Source organism: Vasconcelosia minhoensis LEGE 07310, assembly GCF_015207255.1.
GTDB classification, from domain to species: domain Bacteria; phylum Cyanobacteriota; class Cyanobacteriia; order Phormidesmidales; family Phormidesmidaceae; genus Vasconcelosia; species Vasconcelosia minhoensis.
Genome location: NZ_JADEXG010000014.1, coordinates 1 through 15211, shown reverse-complemented (window position 1 = coordinate 15211; position 15211 = coordinate 1). Strand labels below are relative to the sequence as shown.

The 15211-nt window shown below is 54.7% G+C and carries 12 protein-coding genes; 5 read left to right on the top strand and 7 right to left on the bottom strand.

Annotation, left to right across the window (positions count from 1 at the left end):
• Positions 1 to 196: 196 nt before the first annotated feature.
• Entirely contained in the window at positions 197 to 487 is a 291-nt protein-coding gene (locus IQ241_RS07875) for an RNA recognition motif domain-containing protein (protein ID WP_193905875.1), read from the top strand.
• Between the two features lie 238 nt (positions 488 to 725).
• On the opposite strand, the gene IQ241_RS07870 is transcribed toward IQ241_RS07875, so the two are convergent.
• The 7 genes from IQ241_RS07870 to IQ241_RS07840 form a co-directional block, all read right to left on the bottom strand.
• Positions 726 to 3404, bottom strand: coding sequence for a UPF0182 family protein (locus tag IQ241_RS07870; protein ID WP_193905874.1), 2679 nt, complete (start codon positions 3402 to 3404; stop codon positions 726 to 728).
• 55 nt (positions 3405 to 3459) lie between these two features.
• Positions 3460 to 4017 (bottom strand): hypothetical protein, encoded by a 558-nt coding sequence (locus tag IQ241_RS07865; RefSeq protein WP_193905873.1) that lies wholly within the window; start codon positions 4015 to 4017, stop codon positions 3460 to 3462.
• A gap of 25 nt (positions 4018 to 4042) precedes the next feature.
• On the bottom strand, positions 4043 to 4363 hold the full coding sequence (locus tag IQ241_RS07860; RefSeq protein ID WP_193905872.1) for a pentapeptide repeat-containing protein: 321 nt from the start codon (positions 4361 to 4363) through the stop codon (positions 4043 to 4045).
• Positions 4364 to 4486: 123 nt separating this feature from the next.
• The gene (locus IQ241_RS07855) at positions 4487 to 4678 is read right to left on the bottom strand and encodes a hypothetical protein (protein WP_193905871.1); all 192 of its coding nucleotides are present in this window, start codon (positions 4676 to 4678) and stop codon (positions 4487 to 4489) included.
• Between the two features lie 298 nt (positions 4679 to 4976).
• Entirely contained in the window at positions 4977 to 5669 is a 693-nt protein-coding gene (locus IQ241_RS07850; RefSeq protein WP_193905870.1) for a TVP38/TMEM64 family protein, read from the bottom strand.
• Between the two features lie 52 nt (positions 5670 to 5721).
• Positions 5722 to 7017, bottom strand: coding sequence for a Y-family DNA polymerase (locus IQ241_RS07845; RefSeq protein WP_193905869.1), 1296 nt, complete (start codon positions 7015 to 7017; stop codon positions 5722 to 5724).
• On the bottom strand, positions 7005 to 7370 hold the full coding sequence (locus IQ241_RS07840; RefSeq protein WP_193905868.1) for a S24/S26 family peptidase: 366 nt from the start codon (positions 7368 to 7370) through the stop codon (positions 7005 to 7007). The genes IQ241_RS07845 and IQ241_RS07840 overlap by 13 nt, the downstream gene beginning before the upstream one ends.
• A 179-nt stretch (positions 7371 to 7549) precedes the next feature.
• Here IQ241_RS07840 and IQ241_RS07835 point away from each other — a divergent pair, with 179 nt between their 5' ends.
• The 4 genes from IQ241_RS07835 (at position 7550) to IQ241_RS07820 (ending at position 15104) form a co-directional block, all read left to right on the top strand.
• Positions 7550 to 9511: a tetratricopeptide repeat protein gene (locus tag IQ241_RS07835; RefSeq protein WP_193905867.1), complete on the top strand. Its 1962-nt coding sequence runs from the start codon at positions 7550 to 7552 to the stop codon at positions 9509 to 9511.
• Between the two features lie 167 nt (positions 9512 to 9678).
• Positions 9679 to 10347 carry a TetR/AcrR family transcriptional regulator gene (locus IQ241_RS07830; RefSeq protein WP_193905866.1) on the top strand — a complete coding sequence of 223 codons (669 nt, stop codon included), beginning with the start codon at positions 9679 to 9681 and terminating at the stop codon, positions 10345 to 10347.
• A gap of 252 nt (positions 10348 to 10599) precedes the next feature.
• Positions 10600 to 12216 carry an efflux RND transporter periplasmic adaptor subunit gene (locus IQ241_RS07825; RefSeq protein WP_228021487.1) on the top strand — a complete coding sequence of 539 codons (1617 nt, stop codon included), beginning with the start codon at positions 10600 to 10602 and terminating at the stop codon, positions 12214 to 12216.
• A complete protein-coding gene (locus IQ241_RS07820) occupies positions 12213 to 15104 on the top strand; it encodes an efflux RND transporter permease subunit (protein WP_228021486.1) in 2892 nt (963 codons plus the stop codon). The genes IQ241_RS07825 and IQ241_RS07820 overlap by 4 nt, the downstream gene beginning before the upstream one ends.
• The last annotated feature ends 107 nt before the right edge of the window (positions 15105 to 15211 follow it).

Below are 15211 nucleotides of genomic sequence, written 5' to 3'. Positions count from 1 at the left end.
CTAGCCAGCTGGGCTTAGCTGGGTGCTATTCGCTGTACCCGACCATCCTTTAGATAAAGTGATACAATGCTCTCTAGAGAATAGATATCGGCTGCAGCATTTGTTACTAGAACTAACGGGTAATCACGTTTTTCCCATTGACAGGCTTCTCTCCGAAACTTCGATCTCGACTTCCCTTTAATTTTGGAGAAAATTTATGTCAATTTACGTGGGTAACCTTTCCTACGAGGTTACAGAAGCCGATCTGTCAACTGCCTTTGCAGAGTACGGAACGGTCAAGCGAGTTCAGCTACCGACCGATCGTGAAACAGGCCGCATGCGCGGATTTGGTTTTGTCGAAATGGATAGTGAGGCTGAGGAAGCGGCGGCCATTGAAGCCCTTGACGGTGCTGAATGGATGGGCCGCGATTTGAAAGTTAATAAAGCGAAGCCCCGTGAAAATCGCGGCGGCGGCGGCAGAAATAACTTCTCTCGCGGTGGCTACTAAGTTCTAGCGTTTGAAACGCTTTCGGAACTAGTCTGAGGCTCAAGGGCCTCAGGATTCAGACATGAAAAAGGGGTTGGGTCGGAAGGCCTGACCCTTTTTTTGGCATATTGTTCGCAGCTATCTCGGCTAGACTGCGGCGGGGCCAGCCAGCGCCATGCCGTTTCCCAGCTGAGTTTGCACTTATTGCCTGTAAACATGGCGATAGGATTGTTTTGCTGCTCTGAAACAGCGGGGCGAGTTACCGCCTTGAGACGGCCACATCTTCAGTTGAAGGCTCAAACAGCGCTTTCAGGGCCTGTTCCAGGCTGGACTCCATCGCCACGAGATCGCGATAAACCGCAATTACCCGGGTGAGCTCGGGCAGCTTGCTGTCTTCGGCTTCTAGGTACAGCGGCTGGACATAGATTAAGGACTGCTGCACCGGGATAATCAGCAGATTGCCCCGATTTACCCGAGAGCCCTGCTGGTTCCACAGCGAGATTTGCTCAGCCACGGCCGGGTTCTGGCTAATCCGGGCTTCTACCTGCTGGGGACCAAATACCAGGCTTTCTCGCGTAAACTGATAGACCAAAAGTTTGCCATAGGCTTCGCCATCGCAGCGGGCCACCATCCAGGCGATCAGGTTTTGCTTATTCGCTGGAGTAAAGGCCGACAGCAGGACAAACTCTGCGCTGGGGTCGGAACTAGGCCGAGCGGCGCGATCAGGGTTGCCAGCGGCCTCAATCGCGGAGAGTTCCAAAATCAGATAGTGGGGCGGCATCGGCTTAGACGTGGGCGGTGGGCTGGGCGTATCTGGCCGCAGCAGCCAGTTGGAACTGCCCCCTTCACCGCCCGGTCGGTTTCCCTGGCGAAGCTGATCGGGAATTTGCCAAGGGTCTTCTTTGTTGTAGAACACCTGGGCGTCGCTCATGTGATAGGTGGCGTACTGTTGGGTCTGTACCTCAAACAGGTCGTTGGGGTAGCGAATGTGCGATCGCAGCTCTGCCGACATAGCGGCTAATGGCTTAAACAAGCTGGGATAGATCCGCTGATAGAGCCCGATAATCGGATCCTGCAGGTCGGCCAGATAGAAGTCCACGCTGCCGTTGTAGGCATCTACCACGACCTTTACCGAATTGCGAATGTAGTTCAGCTCGTTATCTGGCGTGGGTTCGCTGTAGGGATAGTAGCGGCTGGTCGTGTAGGCGTCGATCAGCCAGTAAAGGCCGCTGTCGGCTATTACCAGATAGGGGTCTTGGTCATACTGCAAAAAGGGAGCCAAGGTTTTTACCCGCTGGCTGAGCTGCCGCCGGAATAGAAAGCGGCTTTCGGGGGTAAGTTCCTGACTGAGCAATATCTGCCAGTCGCCAAAATGCCAGGCATAGACCAGTCGCTGCCAGAACTGGCTAATCGGTAGCCCACCCGTGCCCTGGTAGGTGGCGTAGATATTAGCTTCTGCTTTGGGATAGTCTAGCTCTTGGGCCTTGGTCTTAACGAATACATCGTGGTCGGTGAGTTCGCCAAAGTAAATCGCCGGATTGTCCAGGGGAAATGCCGCCGCCGCCGCCGGGCTAGTCGCGCGCGGTGGGATGTCCTGTATAAAAAAGTCCGGCAGCCCTACTTCGGTCACAACATTGACCGGGCTAAGCGCTAGGCCGTAGCCGTGGGTATAGAAAAAATGGTCATTAACCCAGGTGCGGGCCCGTTCGGGGATCAGGTCATCGTCCAACTCGCGAGCAGAATGCATGACCTGGCGCAGGCTGCCGCCAATCGGATAGCGGTCCACATCGACGCTGGGAAACTGATAGTAGGGCCGAATTTCCTGGAGCTGTCGGTAGGCGGCGAGCAGCGGCTCATTGTCCCACAGCCGGATGTTTTTCAGGGTGGCCTGGTTACGGCTGAGGCTTTCAGAGGTGAGATTGTCTTTCACCTGAAAGGACCGCACTTCGACCTCGCCGAGGCCGTAGGCCCGGTGGGTAAAGGCAATATTGTGCTCAATGTAGGGGCGATCGCGCTCTAGTTCGTTAGGGACAACGACAATTCGCTGCACCAGGTCGGGGTAAATGACGCCCCCGCCCAGCGCCATCAGCCCATAGATACCCAACACGAGCAGCAGTGCCGTCATCTGCTGAGGCTGCCAGTACCACTCTGGCTGGCCCGCAGAAAATTTGAGATAGACTAGCTCCGGGGCAAACAGGGCAAGGTAAAATAGCGCGATCGCGGCAGCGACTGCGACCCCGGCCAGCAGCCCATCGACCGGCATCTGGGCATGGACATCGGTATAGTTGGCCCCGGCAAAAGCGCCGCGATTGGAATACATCAGCACATAGCGAGCCAGCCAGTGCCCGGCCGCCTGCAATAGCAAAATCAGACCGCCCAGGCTCAGCAGATGCCGCTGGGCCTGACGGCCGAGCCGCTCCTGAGCCCGGGCCGACAGCCGCTGTAGCCGAACGCTGTAGCACAGCACGATCAGGCAAAGGGTAAAAGCGCCGACTCGCCAACCCCACAGCTGAAGCTGCCGCAGCAGCGGCAGGCTAAACAGATAAAAGCTAATGTCGCGCTGCAAAATCGGATCGGCAATGCCCACTCGTTGTTGAAACAGCGCCACCAGGACGAGAAACCAGCGAGACATTGTCACAGCGGCCGCGATCGCGCTGGCGACGACGACGATCAGCCCCCGCCAGTGCTGCTTTGGCCTAGGCCAGGCGACCCGCAAATTGATTGCTAACCACAGGGCAGTGCTGACAAAAACGGTTATTCCTAAGCCCCAGGGAGCAGCCCGGTTGAGCCGCCAGGCCCGGCCATAGCCCAGGGCAGAAAACCAGCTATGATCGATCCACAAACCCACGCCAACCTGAAGCATTCCGCCACATAGAAGCAGCCCCAGCAGTATCGCTAAAATCGGAGCCGTGCGTTTTCTAAATCGAGCAGCCGTCATCACACCGCAGAAAAATCGAAAAGGGCTGAATGCCCATAAATCTAACGTATGTTGGTCAACCGTTAGTCAGCCGTTCGTCAGTTAACTCAAAATCAACATTCTCAAGGGCCTGGGAAGCATGCGCTTGGGTACGGCAGGCTGCCCGCTGGGTCCAGGCTCCCTGCCGTACCAGCTGGTCGAGGGTATCAAAATTGAGCCGACAGGGTGGGGCGATATCCAAACTTGAACCCTGATCGTAGGACTGTAGCAGGCTGATCACCCAGGGGACAACCTTGAGGACTTCATCGGGTAAAAGGGTGAGCTCAAATCGTAGCGGCTTCTGGCTGGTCTGCTGAGATTTCTTACCCCGCCGGGCCGCTTCGACTCCCAATCCTTTGTTGACGCCGAGACGGAGGATGAGGGGACGGTCTGGCAGCAGCTCATCGGGTGCGATGCAGGCATAGAGGCAAATATAGTTTTGCCTGTGGTGACGATCTTCCCAGGCAATCTTAGCCGCATTGCTAGAATGAGAGCTTCCCTTCGTAATGCTGACCGGCAATCCAATCGCCGCTGAGAATAGGGTGTTAAATTCGTCTCTAATTTGGGAAAGCTGCCGAATCGCTTCTGGGGTCATTTAAAAATAACGGTATTTTCAGTGTCTAGGATGACTGAGGAATAATAGCACTGCGCAAAATCGCCCGGTTTAAATCAACGTCATTCAGGCTGACGTTGGTCAAGTTTGCCCGAGTCAGGTTGGTATTTGTCAGATTGGCCCCGGTTAGCACGACATCGGTTAAGTTGGCCTGGCTCAGGTTGGCCCCGGTCAAATTGGCTTTGGCTAGATTGGAGCCGCTGAAGTTGGCCCCGCTTAGGTTTAGGTTTCTCAAATTAGCGGCAATCAGGTTTAGATTCCGAAAATCTCGCTGTCCAGCCGTATATCGGCTCAGCAGTTCTTTCACGTAGGTCGGTTTTGCAAGCATGATTTCAAGACTGGGTATCAGGAACGGGTCAAGGGCGCGAATTTAAGCCAGCGGGACCCGATCAGAGCCTTCAACGAGCGGGCTCTGATCGGGTTAAACGGGTGAGCAATGGCGGCAAGCCAGCTAGACCAGAATTTGCCGCCGTCGGATGTCGTATCTGGCCACATAGCCAACGGAACTGGTGCGCATATAGATGACGTTATCGATGCGCTTGGAAAAGGCTTCGACCGGCTGCCTAAAGGTGAGATTGTTGCGATCGCAGCTCTCCCGGTAAGCCGCGACGGCTAGGTCATAGTTAGAAGGACTATCTGCCATAGGATATTTTGGGGGGTGCCTTGGGGTGAAGCATAGGCAGCCCCTAGATAGCATGCGCCCTGCGCTCAAGCTAACAGCACGCTACCCAGCTCTTGACTGCTCTTAGTCTAGCACGTCAACCTCACCGAAGACGGCATGACGACCAATCTCAGCTGCCGCCGCCCGAACAGGGTCAGGAACTGCCCGGTAGTCTGGAAAATCTTCTGGCGCGCTAACCCCCCTCTCGCAGCCCGCTTACTGTAAACAGCGATGGGGCAATTCTGAGCTCACCGATGTCAATCTGAGGGGCTTACCGGCCTTAACGGTCACTCTCTTCAGAGGACAGGGCCTGCTGGGCAAGGTTTGTGGCGTAGATCGCGGCGATAACCGCGATCGCGACCCCTCCAACCTGTAGCATCAGCACCTGGGGGGTCGAGTTTTGACCCAACAGACTCATGCCGAAATAGCCGAGATAGACATAAAAGACGATCACAGGCAGCATTCCCACCCAGGTACATAGCAGGTACTGCCAGAACTTAACCTGGGTTAGGCTAAACCCGTAGTTTAGAATATTGGAGGGAATCATTGGTGCTAGACGGCTGAGCAACAGAATTTTCCAGCCTTTTTGAGCCACTGCGCGATCTAGTTTTGAAAACTGGGAGCTTTGTTCAACCCGCGATTTTACCTGCTTGCGAATCAGCGTACGACCCAATAAAAAGCAGGCAACCGCTGCGGTCGTATCTGCGATTGACGCCGAAAATATTCCATTGGAAAAACCAAAAACGGTTCCGGCCACCAGCAAAAAAACAACATTAGGCAGGCCGCAGACCGAGACGATGACATAGATTAAAACGAAAGCCGGTAGCGCCCATGGGCCGAGCGACTCTAGCCACTGGTTAATTTTAACTGCCCATTCATCCGTGGGCAAAAGAAAGCCAAGCAGCAATACCGCTCCAACGACAGCTCCGATCAGGCCAATAATTTTTTTATTCTCTGACCAGATTGCCTGCATAGACCCCCAGAAATCGGCTCAGGGCTTGCTAGTGCTCACCCTAGTGCTAATTCTACCTGTCTATCGGAAATGAATGACCCGGTGCGGACCAAACTTCGACCTGGGGCAGCGCCTCCCAGTCTGTTGTGTATTGCTGAGAAAAATAGGCTGACTTCATTTTCCAGTCTGGGCTCAGGCCCAGTGCCCCGAATTTAATCGTATCTGAGCTAAATCTGCGGTTGAGCCGGTCCATCACCTGCATCAGCCGCACCTGCTGTTCCGAATCCACCGGTTCTGCCAGCAGATTGCCCTGAATTTCATTCACCGCAACCAGCTCAGTCGCGATCACTTTTGCCTTCTGGTATTCATAGCCCAGCTCGAAGGCCGCCTCCGCTAGCCGCATAGCGGTGCGAATCAGGACAGCCGTATCGTTGGTTGGTGGCTCTAGCACCGCCGAACGGGCAGCCTGATAGGGATGACTGTCGCGATACCGACTGGTGCGCATAGAGACGCTGAGGCAGCCCGCCGCCAGTCCATCCAGCCTCAGCTTTTCGGCACATCGTGTCGTGTAGGTCGCCACGGCCTCTTTAATATCGGCCAGCTCAGTCACAAGATGGCCAAAGGAGCGCGAGACGATGCGCATCTTTTTCTGGGGCTCCACCGTTTGAATCGCAAAGCAGGCCGTACCGCGCAGCTCCAGCATCGTGCGTAGCCCCAAAATGCCCAAGTGCTTTTGCACCCAGCGGTCCTCCGCCTGCCGCAGCTGCCAGGCCGTAACAATTCCCGCTGCGTTGAGCTTTGCTTTTGAATTGCGCCCAATTCCCCAAACTTTGCCCACCTCAACCTGCGTCAGCAGCCCCTCTAGGCTGGCAACGGTCTCTAAGTTTAAGACCCCCTCTAGGCTAGGATCGCGCTTTGCCAGATGGGCCGCAATTTTGCTCAGCGTTTTTGTGCTGGCAATTCCTACCGATACCGGGATACCCGTCCACTGGTGGACCCGCCTGCGAATCTGCTGGGCGCGGTCTGTCAGCGAATCTGCTGGGAACCTATGCAGCCCCAAAAACGCTTCATCAATTGAGTACTGCTCGACCTCAGGGCTGAACTGCTCCAGCGTGGCAATTACCCGGCGGGACATATCTCGATAGAGCACCGGATTGGATGAAAAGGCGTGGATTTTGCCCTGATTGACCAGATGGCGAATGGCAAACAGCGTTGTCTGCATCGGGATAATCTGCTTTGCCTCATTGGAACGAGAGACAACGCAGCCATCATTATTGGAAAGAACCACCACCGGCTTGCCCTCTAGCTCAGGCTGGAAGACCCGTTCGCAGGACACGAAAAAGTTGTTGCAGTCGATTAAGCCAAACATAGCGGCGCCGCGCTAACGTTGCGAACAATCACAATGACCACTCCCCAAATTGTCAAGGACAGTTCGGCATTATCGTCTTCACGCGTCAAGGGAACCCATTTCCCTGCTCGTTTCTGCACCCTTGAAACGATAAACTCTCCATTGATGATGCCGACAATGAGCGACTGATGACCCACATCTAGCGCTCGGTTCACGATGAGCAAATCGCCGGGCTGAACTTCCTGAGTTCCCGTCTGACATCTTTTGTGATTTCCACCAACCCGAAAGAAGAAAGTCGAGGCTGGGCTGTCAATTAGGTACTGGTTCAGATTCAGGTGCGGCTCAATGGCGTCACCGGGAATAGGGAAAGCCATAGATTTGAATTGAGGGAATAGTTCATTTGTACCATAAAATTTACCGCGATGGCAATAGTGTTCTCTCATCCAAACATTGGCCTAAGCTGCTGGACAGGAGGCTACTTAAAAGTGGCTCGGCAGAGCGCTGCCGCGATAGACTATGGCTAACTTTCCGAATAGTTTGCAAACGGGCTGATATGGTTAAGCGTAAAAAGAAGCCAGCAAATTTGAGGACTTGGGGCTTTGGCACCAAAAATCTGGAGTCAGAGCTGCGTCGGGTCGAAGCCTATCTCGCGAAAGAAAACTGGATCGATGCCCTTGAAGTTCTACAGACTCTTGTTGAGCAGCAGCCTCAGCATAAAAAAATTTGGGGATACATGGCAGAGGCTAGCTTTGAGATTGGCAATATGCAGCTTTACCAAAAAGCCTGTGAAGGTCTGTGCAGGGCGGCTCCCAATGACGCTAGTAGTGCCTTTCAGCTGGGGAGCGCATACCTCCATAACCTGCATCCGCTGCTGGCACTGGAAGCTTTTGAACGGGCTGTCGCGATCGCGCCTGACCATGAGCTTGCGGCCAAAGCTAAAGAAACGCTTGAGCAGCTCACACCTCAGCTCACGGGTGTTTTAGAAGAGATGGGGCTAACTCAGGCAAACGGCAAAGAGATTGCTATTCTACATGAGCGGGGGCAGGCTTACCTGGAGCAGGGAGACTATGCGGCTGCCCGCGAGGCCGAAAATCAGGTACTAGCCCTACATCCTGACTTTTTGTCAGCTCATAACAATCTCAGCCTGATTAGCTGGCTAGAGGGCGATGCGGAAGACGCGATCGCAATCGCCCAGCATGTCCTAGAGCGCGATCCAGACAACATCCATGCCCTCTCCAATCTGGTTCACTATCGGGTCGTGGTGGGACAGGCCGAGGCCGCCCAGCCCTACGGTGAACGACTCAAGGCCAGCCAGGCCGACGCCTGGGACGGCTGGACCAAAAAGCTTGAGGGGCTCAGCTATCTGGCCGACGACGCAGGTGTGGTGGAAGTCTTCGAGCAGGCTGTGGCAGCGGGAGTGGCTGACTCCCCAGCCGGGGCAATGTTCTATCACCTGGCTGCGGTGGGTCTGGCCCGGACGGGCGACCGGGTGGCCGCGATCGCGCAGTGGGGAAAAGCCCTGGAACTCCAGCCCAGCCTAGATCTAGCCGCTGATAACCTGCGCGATATTCGTAAGCCCGCCAGCCAGCGTCACGGTGCCTGGCCCTATAGCTGGGAATATTGGCTGCCGCCCAAAGCCTCAGCCGACCTGATGGAGTCTCTGAAAACAGCCAAGCCGTTGACCACCGTTGACCAGATTGTTCCAAAGATCAGGGCTTTTCTCAGCCGTCATCCAGAGCTATTAACCCTATTCCCGCGAATTTTGGAGCGCGGGGGTCCCGCCGGGCAGCAGTTTGTATTTGGCAACGCCGCGCAAATCAGATCGCCCGAACTGCTGGAAATGGTCAAAGACTTTGCCCTCAGCCAGAGCGGTACCGATCAGATGCGCTATCAGGCCGCTATGCTCGCTGTCGAAGTCGGGCTGCTTGCCAAGGATAAGGTCAGGCTCTGGATGGGCGGCGAATGGCGTGAGCTGATGCTGCTCGCCTACGAATTTCACGGCGAACTGATGTATGAGCATTCTAAGCAAGTCGAAAAGCTGCTAGCGCAGGGCACGCCGCTGCTGCGCCAAAGGACTAAAAGCCAGGCGGAAGCCGCCGAAGCGCTTTTTATGGAAGCTTTAAAGCTGGAGCCCGACGCGCCCGACCTGAAGAATAATCTGGCTATGGCCTATCTCATCCAGGGCCGCGAGGCAGACTCTCAGGCCCTCATCGACGAAGTGATTGAGCGCTATCCCGACTACCTGTTTGCCCGAGCGGCGCGGGCCGAGGCGCTGATCGACGCGGGCGAGCTCGATGCTGCCGAGGCGCTGCTGAAACCGTTTTTGAAGCGCGATCGCTTTCACTTTATGGAATTCAGCGCATTTTCCGAAGCCTACATTACGCTGCTGCTAGCCCAAAAGCAGCGCGACGGGGCCCGATCCTGGCTGCAAATGTGGCAGCAAGCCCTGCCCGACGATCCCCGCCTGGCCCGCTGGAAAGAACGCCTGAGCGCCGAGCCACCGCTGCTGAAGTAGGTTAATAATCCAGGCGCAAGATTTTCGACGGTGACTTTGAATGTAGACGCGATCGCGCCTGTCCTCAAGGTGAAATTTAAAGAAGGTGTAGCAGTTCGGCACAACTGCGTCTATAATGTGACTTATCGGTCACGTGACTGATTGGTCATCATGGAAGATTACCTGATATGCCTAACCAGACGTTTTTCAACCTGCCTGACAAAAAGCGGCAGCTGATTACTGAACTTGCGATCGCGGAATTCGCTAGCTACGACTACGATACTGCCTCGATCTCCAACGTGGTAAAGCAGGCAAAAATAGCTAAAGGCAGCTTCTATCAATACTTTGAAGATAAGAAAGACCTGTACTTATATTTAGTTAATCTAGCCCACCAGCAGAAGATTGACTTTCTACAACAGGCTCGTCCTCCAAAACCTGAGATTGGGTTCTTTGCCTATTTGCGCTGGCTGTTCAGAGAAAGCGCTCAGTTTGACCTGTCCCACCCGGCCCTAAGTCAAATTATCAATCGTGCAGTTTACGGCAATGTCCCCTTCCGTGATGAGGTTTTAAAGCAGATTCAATCTGCATCCTTACTCTATGTCTACCGTCTGGTAGAGCAGGGAGTCAGCCAAGGAGATATTGACTCTGGCATAGACCCAGATCTCGCTACCTTTGTCATAAATACGCTGGCAGATGGCCTGAGATACTTTATTCCTCAGCGGCTAGGGCTGAATCCTGAACAGCTTACGAGTGAAGGAGCACCTGAGATCGATATGCAGGCAGTTGAGCAAATTTTTGACGAGCTGATCTATGTTCTAGAACATGGGATGGGCAGCTCTTCTATCACAAAAGGTTGAGGCCAGCCCATATGAGCATCCCTCCCGTGAAAGATGCTTTGACCGCCTTTTGAAAACGAAAATAAGTAGTGCTTCTGTTCTCTTCACTGCAAGCTGAGAAGTAGCTAGCGCTTATATCGTACAAGTCTTAGAGGCATCTATAGAACTGAATAAAGCCTGAGAAGCTTCGGCTTTGTTCAGCATTTGTTTAATCAGGATTGTTAACCAAATAAGCCCTTTAAATCCATCCATTTGCGACCCCTTATTGCTCCCATGACCTCCCAAGACAGATTCTCATCCCAACCTACGTTAGATTTATCTCAGCCTGAATCGGCCAGCCGTGTTGAAAAGGCACCTGCCGAGCAACCCCCCGAAACGGTCACACCTTCAGCCGATGAAGAGGCAGCTGAGCCCTCTTCAGAAGAAAAGAAGTCAGGCATTAAAAAATACTGGTGGCTAATCCCGGTGCTGGGGCTAGTGGTAGCGGTCGGAAGCGTTACCTTCATTCGACTGCGAGAGGATGAGCCGCCCGCGGTGACCGAAACGGCTCCCTTATCCGTCCGGGCAGTGGCGGCTGAGCAAAAGCCGATTCGCGCCTGGGTCTCTAGCGAAGGCACGGCACGGGCGGTCGAGTATCAGCACCTAACCTTTGATACCGAAGGCGATGTTACCTATCTGGCTGACCGCGATGGCCGACGGCTGCGAGAGGGAGATCGCGTTACCGAAGGCGAACTGCTAGCTCGCGTCGATGATCGTGAGCTAGTGGCTGATGTCCGTCAAGCAGAAGCCGCCGTCGCCGAAGCTCAGCAGCAGCGAGCCGCAGCCTCTGCTGAGGTGGCTCGGGCCCGGTCGCAGGTCGCCCAGGCCCGAGCCCAGCTGCAGGAGGCCCAAGCCCAGCTGCAAAACGCTCAGTCATCTCGCAACCTAGCAGCGACCAACGTCCAACGATATCGGTCTTTAGTTAATCAAGGGGCGGTCTCCGCGCTGGAATTTGACCAGCGGCAAAATACCCTAGACGATGCTCAAGCCCAGGTACAGTCCGCTCGCGCAGCGGTCGAATCGGCTCGGCAGCAGGTGACGTCGGCCCAGGCCCAGGTCACCGCCGCTCAGCAGCAGGTCGAGGCGCGACAGTCCTCTATTACAACGGCCCAGGCGCGACTCTCTCAGGCCCAAATCGCTCTCGAAGGGGCTAGCATCTACGCTCCCTTTAACGGCATTATTGCCTACCTCAACATTACAGAGGGGGAATATTTCACCCCGCAGATTGTGACCTCTCAGCTGGGTGGCGACTACCAGGGCATTCTGGAGCGCATTCCGATGGTGATTATTGACCCTAGCCAGTACGAGGTGCTGGTTGAGCTGGCAGGCCCAACGGGGGAACGAGTAGAAGTAGGCCAGGATGCCTTTGTGGCTTCGGAAACGGATATTAACAATTCGGTGACTCAAGCAGAGACCTACCGAGAAACGCTCATCGCCAATGCTCGCGCCAGGGGTGAAGTCTTTGCAGTGAATCCCGCTGTTAGTCCGGGGGGGCGGGCAATCGAAGCTAGAATTCGGCTGAATCCAACGACGACTGAAGATATTCGGCACGGTGAGCAGGTCTTGTCCTGGATTGCGGTGGCCGAAAATTCTGACGCTGTGGTAGTGCCCCTCAATGCTGTGGTGCGACGAGACCAGGTGCCCTATGTATTTGTGGTCAATCCGGATCAGGGCATCGTTGAGCAGCGTCAGGTTGAGCTGGGGATTACAGGCATTACTCAGCAAGCGATCGCGAGCGGCGTGACCGCTGGAGAACTTGTCGTGACGGAAGGCCAGAATCGCCTAGTGGACGGAGCCTCAGTTCAGGTAGTTGACCGCGATAATGGCCGCGACAATGAGAGCGAATCATGAGCGAAGTGAAACCCCACTTAAAGAATACCCATGCCCAGAATAACGGTCGGTCTCCCGATCTCCCAGTCAATGCCCCTAACGTCAGTAAAACGCCACGACTGGCTCGGTTCTTTTTTCTAAATACCATCTTTGCGATTCTGCTCAGTCTGCTGATGGTCGTGGGCGGCATCTTGGGCTATTTTTCGATGACCAAGCAGTCCAACCCCGATATTGATATTGCGGTAGCGACCATCACAACCACTTGGGGAGGCGCTGACCCTCAAACTATTGAGCAGCAGGTGACGAGCGAAATTGAAACTGAAATAACCTCAGTGGAAAACGTCAGCGAGATTCAGAGTGCGTCCTACACAGGGTTCTCTGTGATCAATGTTGAATTCACCTCAGAGGCCGATCCGGATCAGGCAGTGCAGGAGTTGCGTCAGGCCGTTTCCCAAGCAGAATCGGAGCTGCCGGAGGATGCTGACCAGCCGGTAGTCGAGCAGGTTTCAGTCAACGATGCGCCCATTCTGACCCTGGCTCTGTTTGGCGACATCGACACCACCGTGATTTCTCAAGCCGCCGAAAGCATTCAGGACCGTCTAGAGCAGGTAGCAGGCGTCAGCGAAGTGAATCTCGGTGGTGCCCGCGAAGAGGTCATCAGCGTGCAGATGGATCCTTTTCGCCTGGCGACTCTAGGGATCTCACCGACAGCTGTGGCCAATCAGATCCGCACGGCTAACCGAGATGTGCCGCTAGCGGAAATTGAGAGTGACGTAATTGGTTCGCAGGTCCGCTTCTATGCTCGGTTTCGGAATCTGGAAGACCTGCGCGAGCTGCCCATTACCCGTCTAGAAGGTCGAGTCGTGCGCTTAGAAGAACTAGCCTCCGTCCGGCGAGAGTTAGCGCAAGAGGAAACTCGCGCCTTTATTAGCAATCAGGGTGAACCCTATCAGCCTGTGGTCAGCGTCGGGATTAAAAAGGTGCCTGGGCAGGACTCAATTGAGGTCATTGATAGCGTCCTGACTACTATAAAGCAGATTCAGCAGAATCCCAATGACTGGCCCAGCGGCATGGAATATAGCGTCATTGCCAGCGAGGCAGACATTATCTGGGAACAGCTCGGCAACCTGTTTGTCAACGCTCTACAGGCCATGGTAGCCGTATTTGTGATTTTGTTTATTGCCCTGTCTTGGCGCGAAGCTCTGATTGCTGGGCTATCGATTCCTCTGACCTTTCTGGGAGCGATGGCGGTGCTTTGGCTGACCGGGCAGACGCTGAACAACATGGTGCTGATTGGCATGGTGCTGGCGCTGGGCATTTTGGTGGATGTCTTCATCCTGATGATGGAGGGAATGCATGAGTTTATCTTTGTTCAGGGGATGAGCTTTAACCAAGCCGCTCTGAAAACGGTGAAAACCTATGCTCCACCTGCTTTTGCCGGTCAGCTCACGACCATTCTGGCTCTGTTTCCACTGCTGGCCATCAGCGGTACGCTAGGCAAGTTTATTCAGCTGCTGCCCTATACGGCGATTATTTGTCTGGTGCTGAGTTTTGCGATCGCCATACTCATTGATGTTCCCCTCTCACGCTACCTACTGGCCGATCTGAAGGGAGCTGAGAAAAAGTCCCGCATTGATCGTTTGAGCGAGACTGCCTCCCGCCGCTGGGTGCGTTGGAGCCTTAACCACACCGTTCGCAATCGCAAAACTGCCTGGGCTTGGGTACTCGGTACCCTGGCGCTATTTTTCTGCGTGATGGCTTCCTTCAGTCAGATCCCCGTTGAATTCTTTCCCCAAGGCGATCAGCGCAACTTCAGCGTCAACGTGGAACTGCCACCTACGACCACCCTAGCGGTTTCCCAAGGGGTTGCCGATGACTTGGGCGAAATTTTGCGTGAGAAAGATTACCTCGACAGCGTCATCAAGTATGTCGGACAGCGCAGCAACTTGGTCGCTTCAGGAGAGCTACAGCCGACGACAGGGAGCTATCTGGTAGGCTTTTCAGCGACCTTCCTACCTGAGAATGAACGGGATCAGCTGTCTTTTGAATACCTGGAAGAGTTACGTCCAGAGCTAGAAACTGCCGTGAATCAATATCCAGGCGCGACGCTTGTGCTGAATGCTCAGCAGTCAGGTCAAAGCGGCGACCCCATCCAGATTGAAATTAGCGGTAGTGAGCTGAGTCAATTACGGCAAATTGCTCAAGAGGTGCAAAACGCCTTGCGACAAATACCCGGCGCTACGGATGTACGTGACAGCTTGGGGGCACTCCAGCAAGACCTGCGCTTGGTGCCTAAGCGGGAAGAGCTGTCTTTCTACAATTTGAGCGAAGATGAACTATCAGCCCAGGCTCAGTACTACACCCGCGCCATTGATGTCGGTGATTACGCCATCGGTGGCGATCAGGAAGATCTAGAGATCCGGCTGAGTACGGCTTGGCCTTCTCGCCAGGGGCAAGTGGGGGGGCCAACTCGCCGGGATGAGCTGCTGGCGACACGTTTCTTTACCAACAATCCCGACGAAGCGGTGATCTCTGCCGGAGCAGTGGTTAACGCGGTGCAGGCAGAATCGCCCCTCTCTATCGCCCGCCGAGGAGGGCAGCGGACGGCGACCGTCCTTGCTAAGAATACCAGTCGGACCGTCGGTGAAATCTTGGCAGACTTGGAGCCAAAACTTCAGGAAATGCAGCAGACTTGGCCCCAGGGATATCGCTACAGCTTTGGCGGTGAAACAGAAGACCAGGCTGAGACGTTTGGTTCTGCCGGTCAGTCGTTGGGACTGGCTATCTTCCTGGTGTTTGCCGTGCTGGTGCTACAGTTGGGGTCCTTTCGTCAGCCGTTCATCATTTTGCTGGCGATTCCCTTTGCCTTGATTGGTACGATTGGCGGTTGGGAGTGCGTCATCATTTAGCGAGAGAAAAACCACTATAGAGGAGTAGGACGCAGAGAATAGATGCCATGACCCCCGAGCAAAACCAGCAGCTGCAAGCTCATGTCAGCGAAATTGCCAAGCTCCTG

Excerpts from the sequence above, each read along its gene's own strand:
- IQ241_RS07835 (WP_193905867.1), top strand. The coding sequence starts at position 7,550 with ATGGTTAAGCGTAAAAAGAAGCCAGCAAATTTGAGGACTTGGGGCTTT.
- IQ241_RS07865 (WP_193905873.1), bottom strand. The coding sequence starts at position 4,017 with ATGACCCCAGAAGCGATTCGGCAGCTTTCCCAAATTAGAGACGAATTT.
- IQ241_RS07830 (WP_193905866.1), top strand. The coding sequence starts at position 9,679 with ATGCCTAACCAGACGTTTTTCAACCTGCCTGACAAAAAGCGGCAGCTG.
- IQ241_RS07825 (WP_228021487.1), top strand. The coding sequence starts at position 10,600 with ATGACCTCCCAAGACAGATTCTCATCCCAACCTACGTTAGATTTATCT.
- IQ241_RS07840 (WP_193905868.1), bottom strand. The coding sequence starts at position 7,370 with ATGGCTTTCCCTATTCCCGGTGACGCCATTGAGCCGCACCTGAATCTG.
- IQ241_RS07845 (WP_193905869.1), bottom strand. The coding sequence starts at position 7,017 with ATGTTTGGCTTAATCGACTGCAACAACTTTTTCGTGTCCTGCGAACGG.
- IQ241_RS07850 (WP_193905870.1), bottom strand. The coding sequence starts at position 5,669 with ATGCAGGCAATCTGGTCAGAGAATAAAAAAATTATTGGCCTGATCGGA.
- IQ241_RS07860 (WP_193905872.1), bottom strand. The coding sequence starts at position 4,363 with ATGCTTGCAAAACCGACCTACGTGAAAGAACTGCTGAGCCGATATACG.
- IQ241_RS07870 (WP_193905874.1), bottom strand. The coding sequence starts at position 3,404 with ATGACGGCTGCTCGATTTAGAAAACGCACGGCTCCGATTTTAGCGATA.
- IQ241_RS07855 (WP_193905871.1), bottom strand. The coding sequence starts at position 4,678 with ATGGCAGATAGTCCTTCTAACTATGACCTAGCCGTCGCGGCTTACCGG.
- IQ241_RS07875 (WP_193905875.1), top strand. The coding sequence starts at position 197 with ATGTCAATTTACGTGGGTAACCTTTCCTACGAGGTTACAGAAGCCGAT.
- IQ241_RS07820 (WP_228021486.1), top strand. The coding sequence starts at position 12,213 with ATGAGCGAAGTGAAACCCCACTTAAAGAATACCCATGCCCAGAATAAC.